The organism is Curtobacterium sp. NPDC089689, from assembly GCF_044749145.1.
Lineage (GTDB): Bacteria > Actinomycetota > Actinomycetes > Actinomycetales > Microbacteriaceae > Curtobacterium.
The window spans coordinates 925482-933155 of the sequence record NZ_JBIVHJ010000001.1 but is presented as its reverse complement, the minus strand read 5'-3'; the positions used below and the strand labels follow the sequence as shown (position 1 = coordinate 933155).

At 72.5% G+C, this 7674-nt stretch carries 9 protein-coding genes; 6 read left to right on the top strand and 3 right to left on the bottom strand.

Going from position 1 to position 7674, the window contains the following annotated elements; all coding sequences use genetic code 11:
• Positions 1 to 168 precede the first annotated feature (168 nt).
• The 5 genes from ACIPYW_RS04500 (at position 169) to ACIPYW_RS04480 (ending at position 5819) form a co-directional block, all read left to right on the top strand.
• Complete coding sequence (locus ACIPYW_RS04500) at positions 169 to 1128, top strand: ABC transporter permease (RefSeq protein ID WP_290133123.1); 960 nt, start codon at positions 169 to 171, stop codon at positions 1126 to 1128.
• A gap of 55 nt (positions 1129 to 1183) precedes the next feature.
• On the top strand, positions 1184 to 2077 hold the full coding sequence (locus ACIPYW_RS04495) for an ABC transporter permease (RefSeq protein WP_290133122.1): 894 nt from the start codon (positions 1184 to 1186) through the stop codon (positions 2075 to 2077).
• Entirely contained in the window at positions 2077 to 3753 is a 1677-nt protein-coding gene (locus tag ACIPYW_RS04490) for a dipeptide ABC transporter ATP-binding protein (RefSeq protein WP_400411129.1), read from the top strand. Before ACIPYW_RS04495 ends, ACIPYW_RS04490 begins: the two co-directional genes overlap by 1 nt.
• Positions 3750 to 4679 (top strand): ROK family protein, encoded by a 930-nt coding sequence (locus ACIPYW_RS04485; protein WP_400411126.1) that lies wholly within the window; start codon positions 3750 to 3752, stop codon positions 4677 to 4679. Before ACIPYW_RS04490 ends, ACIPYW_RS04485 begins: the two co-directional genes overlap by 4 nt.
• A gap of 252 nt (positions 4680 to 4931) precedes the next feature.
• Complete coding sequence (locus ACIPYW_RS04480; protein WP_400411124.1) at positions 4932 to 5819, top strand: SDR family oxidoreductase; 888 nt, start codon at positions 4932 to 4934, stop codon at positions 5817 to 5819.
• A gap of 149 nt (positions 5820 to 5968) precedes the next feature.
• Here the strand turns inward: ACIPYW_RS04480 and ACIPYW_RS04475 are convergent, their stop codons facing one another.
• A complete protein-coding gene (locus tag ACIPYW_RS04475) occupies positions 5969 to 6325 on the bottom strand; it encodes a VOC family protein (RefSeq protein WP_400411122.1) in 357 nt (118 codons plus the stop codon).
• A gap of 134 nt (positions 6326 to 6459) precedes the next feature.
• Here ACIPYW_RS04475 and ACIPYW_RS04470 point away from each other — a divergent pair, with 134 nt between their 5' ends.
• Positions 6460 to 6747, top strand: a complete 288-nt coding sequence (locus ACIPYW_RS04470) for a Dabb family protein (RefSeq protein WP_400411121.1) — start codon at positions 6460 to 6462, stop codon at positions 6745 to 6747.
• Positions 6748 to 6771: 24 nt separating this feature from the next.
• On the opposite strand, the gene ACIPYW_RS04465 is transcribed toward ACIPYW_RS04470, so the two are convergent.
• Both ACIPYW_RS04465 and ACIPYW_RS04460 read right to left on the bottom strand, forming a co-directional pair.
• Positions 6772 to 6900, bottom strand: a complete 129-nt coding sequence (locus tag ACIPYW_RS04465) for a hypothetical protein (protein ID WP_400411119.1) — start codon at positions 6898 to 6900, stop codon at positions 6772 to 6774.
• Positions 6901 to 6969: 69 nt separating this feature from the next.
• Complete coding sequence (locus ACIPYW_RS04460) at positions 6970 to 7617, bottom strand: Pr6Pr family membrane protein (protein WP_400411117.1); 648 nt, start codon at positions 7615 to 7617, stop codon at positions 6970 to 6972.
• Positions 7618 to 7674 lie beyond the last annotated feature (57 nt).

The window sequence follows — 7674 nt, the reverse complement described above, 5'->3', positions numbered from 1 at the left end:
ATTGTTTTGGTGCTGGGGCGTCCCCCCGGCCCCCGCGCCCATTTCTCCCCCGCGCTGTGTTTCTTCGCAAAATAACACCCACTTGCCGCGGGGGGGGGGGGGGGCGCCCCCCCCCCCCCCCGCGCCTCCCTCCCGGCTCACGTCTCCCATCCGACCATCGGAAGCCGCATGACCACCGCTCTCTACCTGCTCCGGCGCGTGCTGCAAGCACTCGCCGTGGTCCTCATCGTCACGATCGTCGTGTTCTGCCTGCTGCACGCCCTGCCGGGCGGACCCGCCCGCGGCGTCCTCGGCGTCTCCGCGACGCCGGCGCAGATCGCCGCGTTCAACCAGTCGCAGGGACTCGACCAGCCGCTGCCCGTGCAGTACCTCCGGTTCCTCGGACGCCTGCTCACCGGCGACATCGGCATGTCGTACACGCTCAACGAGCCGGTCTCGCAGCTCATCGCCGAGCGCCTGCCGAAGACCCTCGTGCTCACCGGCATGTCCGCGGTCCTCGGGCTCGTCATCGCGATCCCGGTCGGGATGTGGCAGGCCGTCCGCCGCAACGGTGCGGTCGACTACGCGGCCACCGCGCTGGCGTTCGTGTTCTACTCGACGCCCGCGTTCTTCCTCGGACTCGTGCTCATCATCGTCTTCAGCCAGCAGCTGCCGTGGCTGCCGTCCCAGGCGCCGAGCGGGAACACCCTCGCCGAGGTGTTCCAGGACCCGGCCGGCCTCGTGCTCCCCGTCGTCACCGGAGCCCTCGCGATGATCGCCGTGTTCAGCCGGTACATGCGGGCCTCGACGCTCGAGAACCTCCAGGAGGACTACGTCCGCACAGCTCGGGCCGGGGGAGCCTCGACGGCGACGATCCTCCGGCGACACGTGTTCCGGAACTCGCTCACCCCGGTCGTCGCGATGCTCGGCTACTACCTGCCCGTGCTGTTCGGCGGGGCCCTCGTGACCGAGCAGCTGTTCAACTACCCCGGCATGGGGCTGCTGTTCTGGAACGCGGCGCAGACGTCGGACTACCCGACGCTGCTCGGCTGCGTCCTCGTCATCTCGATCGCGACCGTCGTGGGCACGCTGCTCGCCGACGTCGCGCAGTCCCTCATCGACCCGCGAACGAAGGCGAGCCGCGCATGAGCGCCGTCACGTCCCTCATCGACACTGCGCCCACCGACGTGATGGGAGTCCGCGCATGAGCGCCGTCCAACTGGCACCGGAGGCCCCCGGCGCACCGGTCACCGTCGCCGCAACCGGCTGGAAGCTCGCGGTGCGCCGCTTCCGGCACAACACCCTCGCGGTGATCGGCCTCGTCGTCATCGTGGTGGTCGTCCTGTTCTGCTTCGTCGGCCCGTTCCTGTACCCGACCGACCAGACCCACACGCAGCTCGACCAGGTGAACCTCGCCCCGAGCGCCGCGCACCTGCTCGGTACCGACGCCGTCGGCCACGACGTCCTCGGCCGGCTGATGTTCGGCGGCAAGGTGTCGCTCATGGTCGGCATCGCGGCGGGCATCCTCGCCACCGTGGTCGGCACGCTGTGGGGCTCGGTCGCCGGGTACGTCGGGGGGTGGGTCGACGCCGTGATGATGCGCGTCGTCGACGCCGGCATCGCGATCCCCGCGCTGTTCATCCTGCTCGTCATCTCGGCCATCACGACCCCCGGGGTCTGGGGGCTCGTCGTGATCCTCGGGCTCGTGTCGTGGCTCGTGCCCTCCCGACTCATCCGCGCCGAGACACTCACGCTCAAGAACCGCGACTACGTCCTCACCCTGCGCGCCATCGGAGGCTCCCACGCCCGGGCGATCGGTCGCCACCTGCTGCCGAACTCGGTGTCCACGATCGTCGTCGCGGCCACGTTCCAGGTCGCCGACGCGATCCTCCTCGTGGCGTACGTCTCCTACCTCGGACTCGGCGTCCAGGCCCCCGCCACCGACTGGGGCGGCATGCTCTCCGCCGGCCTGACCTCCGCCTACTCCGGACGCTGGTGGCTCATCGTGCCACCGGGACTCGCCGTGATCCTCGTCGTCTGCGCGTTCAACGCCGTGGGCGACGGGCTCCGGGACGCCTTCGACGTGAGGGGCCGCTGATGTCCGTCCTGACCACCACCGACCTCGGGGTCACCTTCTCGACCGAGTCCGGGACCGTCGACGCCGTCCGCGGTGTCACCCTGCACGTCGAACCGGGAGAGACGCTCGCGCTCGTCGGGGAGTCCGGCTCCGGCAAGTCCACCGTGGCGCTCGCCGCGATGGGGCTCCTCTCCGGCAACGCCACCGCGACCGGCAGCGCCGTCGTCGACGGGCACGAGGTCGTCGGCGCCCCGGAGTCCGCACTCCGTTCGCTCCGCGGGTCGACCGTCTCGATGGTGTTCCAGGAGCCCGCGACCGCGCTCGACCCGCTCACCCGGGTCGGTGCGCAGATCGCCGAGGTGATCCGGAACCACGAGGACGTGTCCGCCGCGGCCGCGTCGGCCCGTGCGGTGGAGCTCCTCGACCGGGTCGGCATCCCGTCGCCCGCCGCCCGCGCGAGGGCGTACCCGTTCGAGCTGTCCGGCGGACAGCGGCAGCGCGTCGTCATCGCCATGGCGATCGCGAACGCGCCGAAGCTCCTCATCGCCGACGAGCCGACGACCGCGCTCGACGTGACGGTGCAGGCGGAGATCCTCGAGCTGCTCCGCGGACTCGCCGCCGACACCGGCACGGGCGTGCTGCTCGTGACACACAACATGGGCGTTGTCGCGGACTTCGCCGACCGGGTCGCGGTAATGCTCCAGGGCGAGGTCGTCGAGACCGGCGGCGTCGAGGACGTCCTGCTCCGGCCGCAGCACGACTACACGAAGCGGCTGCTCGCGGCGGTGCCGCGGCTCGCGGTCGCGACAGGCGCGACGGGTTCGTCCGCGCTGCTCGCGTCGGACGACCCGGCCGGGAGGCACGACTCGCCCCCGGCGGTCGACCTGCGGGACGTCTCGGTGACGTTCGGGCGCGGGGCGCGTGCGGTGCACGCCCTCCGTGGGATCGACATCGCCGTCCACGCCGGGGAGACCATCGGACTCGTCGGGGAGTCCGGCTCGGGCAAGTCGACGGCCGCACGCGTCGCGCTCGGCCTGCAGAAGCCGACCTCGGGCAGCGTGCACCTCTTCGGGACCGACCTCGCCCGGGCTCGCGGCCGTGACCGCAGGACGCTCCGGTCCGGCATCGGCGTCGTGCTGCAGGACCCCGTCGCCTCGCTCGACGCCCGCATGTCCGTCGCCGAGTGCATCGCGGAGCCGCTCGCCGTGCACCGTCGTGGCATGTCCTCGGCCGACAAGCGGCGCCGCATCGACGAGGTCCTCGATGCCGTCCGGCTGCCCCGGACCCTCGCGTCCCGGGCGCCGCGGGAGCTCTCCGGTGGGCAGCGCCAGCGGGTGTCCCTCGCCCGGGCGCTCGTGCTGTCGCCGCGGCTCCTCGTCGCCGACGAACCGACGAGCGCGCTCGACGTGAGCGTGCAGGAGACCGTGCTCGACGTGCTCCGGGAACTCCAGGGCGAGCTCGGGTTCGCCTGCTTGTTCGTCTCGCACGACCTCGCCGTCGTGCAGCAGTTCGCCGAGCGCGTCGTCGTGATGCGTCAGGGCGTCGTCGAGGAGCAGGGCGCGACCGGTGCCACCCTCGTCCACCCGGAGACCGACTACACCCGGCGGCTGCTCGCGGCCGTCCCGGTGCCCGACCCCGTCGTGCAACGTCGCCGCCGCGCCGAGCGGCTCGCCGGACTCGGTACGGTGACCGCATGAGCGCCGAGGTCATCGCCGGCATCGACGTCGGCGGGACGAACACGAAGGTGCTCCTCACCACGCCGGGCCTCGAGGTGCTCGACCGTGTCGACCTGCCGACACCGGCGCACGCCGGCGGGGCGGCCATCGTCGCGACCGGCGTCCGCGCGGTGACGGACCTGCTCGACCGGCACCGGGCCTCCCTGGCGGGTGTCGGGGTCGGCGCAGCCGGTGTCGTGGACGCGGGGACCGGCACGGTCCTCGTGACCGGCAACTCGTTCACCGGTTGGGCCGGGTACGGCGTGACCACGGCCGTGTCCGAGGCCCTCGGCGTCCCCGCGACCCTCGACAACGACGTGAACGCGTTCCTCCTCGGCGAGGTCGCGACCGGCGCCGTCGCGGGGGAGCCCGACGTGCTCGGCATGACGCTCGGCACAGGGGTCGGCGGTGCGCTCGTGCTCGGCGGGACGCTCTTCGCCGGGCCGCGCGGTGCCGCGGGCGAGATCGGACACGTGCCCGGCTTCGGCGACGCGCTGTGCACGTGCGGACAGGTCGGGCACCTCGAGACGCTCGCCGGAGCCCGCGGCATCGCCGACCGCTACGCCGAACGCTCCGGACGCCGGGTCTCCGCCCGCGAGGTCGCCGAGGCCGCCCGTGCGGGAGACCTCGACGCCGCCGCCGTGTTCGAGCGGGCCGGGTGGGGTCTCGCGCGTGCTGCCCTGCTCACGGCGGGGATCCTCGACGTGACGACCGTCGTGATCGGCGGGGGCATCGCCCGCTCGTGGGACCTCCTCGAACCGGCCGTGACCGCCGGCATCGCCGCCGAACCGCCCGTCAGCGGCGCCCCGATCCGGCTCGCCCAGTCGGCGCTGGGGTCCGACGCCGTGGCGCTCGGCGCGGCGGCGCAGGCGCGGGACCTCGTGCTCGGGGGCGCGCCCGTAACCTGACGCGGAGGCGCCGCCGCCGCACGACCGCCGGGCGCTCTCGGCGACCGCACCGTCGTGCGCCGCCGCCGCACAGCCGAAGACAGTGCGAACCGTGGATCTCCACGGTTCCGACGGACTTCGGTTGTGCGACGACCATCCGCGCCGGCGCGCGTCGGCGTCCCATGCGCGCCGCCGCCCGCCGCCCGGCGTCCGATGCACCCGCCCGCCCGCACGCTGGACCGGTACCGAGCGGGGCCCGGGCATCGTGGGCGCATGAGCCAGTACGACAAGCGCGACCCGAACACCCTCTACCCCGCACCGCCGTACCCGGAGCAAGAGCAGTCGCTGCCCGGTGCCGCGTGGAAGATGGATCCCGAGCCGGACCACGGCGAAGAGAGCTACGTCGGCAAGGAGCGGCTGACCGGCTACCGCGGCATCGTCACCGGCGCCGACTCGGGCATCGGCCGCGCCGCCGCGATCGCACTCTCCCGCGAGGGCGCCGACCTCGTGCTCTCGTACCTCCCCGACGAGCAGGAGGACGCCGAACAGGTCCGCGACCTCCTCGAGGGTGAGGGGCGCCGCGCAGTCCTCTTCCCCGGCGACATCTCCGACGAGCAGTACTGCCAGGACCTCGTGCAGAAGGCCGTCGACGAGTTCGGTGGCCTCGACACCCTCGTCATGGTCGCCGGTCGGATGGACAGCAACGACGACATCCTGACGCTCAGCACCGAGCACTTCGACTCCACCTTCAAGACGAACATCTACTCGCTGTTCTGGCTGACCAAGGCCGCGGTGCCGCACCTCGAGCCCGGGTCGACGATCGTCACCACCGGGTCGATCCAGGCGAGCACGCCGTCGCCGGACAAGATCGACTACGCGGTGTCGAAGGGTGCGGTCAAGCTCTTCACCGAGGCCGTCGCCCAGCAGCTCGCACCGAAGGGCATCCGGGTGAACTCCGTCGCCCCCGGTCCGGTCTGGACGCCGCTGCAGCCGGGGTCGGACGACGCCGAGACCGTGGCGCACTTCGGCGAGTCGTCGCCGTTCGGCCGTCCTGGGCAGCCCGCCGAGCTCGGTGCCGCCTACGTGCACCTCGTCAGCCCGGAGTCGAGCTACCAGTCGGGCTCGACCGTCACGATCGCGGGCGGGACGCCCGCCTTCTAGACGTGCCCAGGAAGCAGACTGGCGCGCCCCGCTCAGCAGTGACGCGAAGCGTTGCGCGGGGCGCGCCGACCGAGCCTGCGAGGGAGGACGGTGCCAGCTGGCACCGCGCCTCCCGTCCTTCACCCGGCCGCGTTCCCGACCGGCGGCCGTCAGCCCTGCGGGGGCGCGTACAGCTGCAGGTCGTTGCCCTCGCTGTCCGTGAACGGGACGATCCGTCCCCACGGGTGGTCACTGATGTCGCCCGTGAACTCGGCTCCCTTCGACCGGAGGTCGGCGACCTCGTCCTCGAGGCTCCCGTCCGGCTGGAACGTGACGACTGCGCCGCCACCCTCCGACGGGGTCGCCGACTCCCGGGCGTTCAACCCGAGCCGCATCCCGTTCGCGTCGATCTCGCTCCAGTCGTCCGACTCGCTCGCGACCGTCAGGCCGAGCGTGTCCCGGTAGAACGCGACCGCTCGCTGCATGTCGCTGACCGGTACCCAGACCGCTGCCACTCCACTCGCCATGGTGTTCCCTCTCGTCGTCGATGTCGTACCCGGCCGACGGTAGGTCGCGCGGATGGGCACGGTCACAGGCGTGGAGGTGTCCCAGCCGGACGCAGGCAGCATGGGTCGTGACGACGGGAGCAGCGATGGCAGGCGTGACACACGTGGTACTGGTGGCGTGGAACGGGACCGACGGGCTGGCCGCACGGGCAGATGCCCTCGCTCGGGAGCACCTGCCCCGCATCGACGGCGTGGAGTCGGTGCGCTCGGGCCCGAGTGTCAGCACCGAGGGCCAGGAGGGTGGTTTCGACTGGATGCTCGTCGTGCGCTTCCGCGACCGGGCGGCGCTCGATGGCTACCTGCCGCACCCGGAACACCAGCCCGTGTCCGCGCACATCCGAGCGGGCAGCGAGCGCGTCGTGGTCTTCGACGTCGAGGACTGACCGTCGCGGTGGGGCGCACGCCCGTCACCGCTCCCGATCCGGCTCGCGTGGACGGCTGACCGGGCCGAAGAAGTCGGCGTGGACGGGGTCGTGGGGCAGGTTCTCCGCCAGTCGTCGGTGCACGAGCGCCTCGACGTCGGCGGGGTGGAGCATGCCGCGGCGGTGCCGCTCGCGGCGGTCGTCGACGTGCCCGCAGGCCACGCCGTCCGGTGGGGCGCGTTCTCAACAGGCCGCTCGCGGTGCGTCCGCGCGTGCCGCGGTGCGGCGCGCCATCGCGTTCGCCGACGCCCGGACGAGCACCGCGAGCACGAGGAACCCGACGAGCAGGGCTGCGCAGTAGAGCGCGACCCCGCCGTAGCCACCGACCCGGGCCGGGTTGGAGAACGGGTACGGGTAGAAGCCGACGAGGGCACCACGGACGAGCGAGTACGCGGTGTACACGGCGGGGACGATCGCGGCCGCCCAGATCATCGAGACAGGCTGGCGGTGCCGCGGGCGGTCCACGAACCAGTCGAGCACGACCGCTGCGGGGACGACCATGTGGTGCACGACGTTCACCCACGGCACGAGCTCACCGAGGTCCGCGCCGGTGAGCAACGTGTTGAACACGAGCCCCACGAAGGCGAGGTACACGACCGACGCTCCGCGCGCGACCTCCCAGCCGCGCGACGACGGCACACCGCGCACCAGGCGGACCGCACCGACGACGAAGACTGTGCTCGCGGAGAGGTTGCTGAGGATCGTGAAGTAGCTGAAGACGCTGACCAGGCTGAAGTCGGCACGGATGCTCAGCACGACCTGCGTCACGACGCCGGCGACGGACGCGGCGGCGAGTGCGAGACGGACGGCAACCAGCAGGGCTGTCTTCATGGGGCCACCACAACGTCGGGTCGGCGCCCTGGTCGCCCGCACGCGCGCGCACCTCGG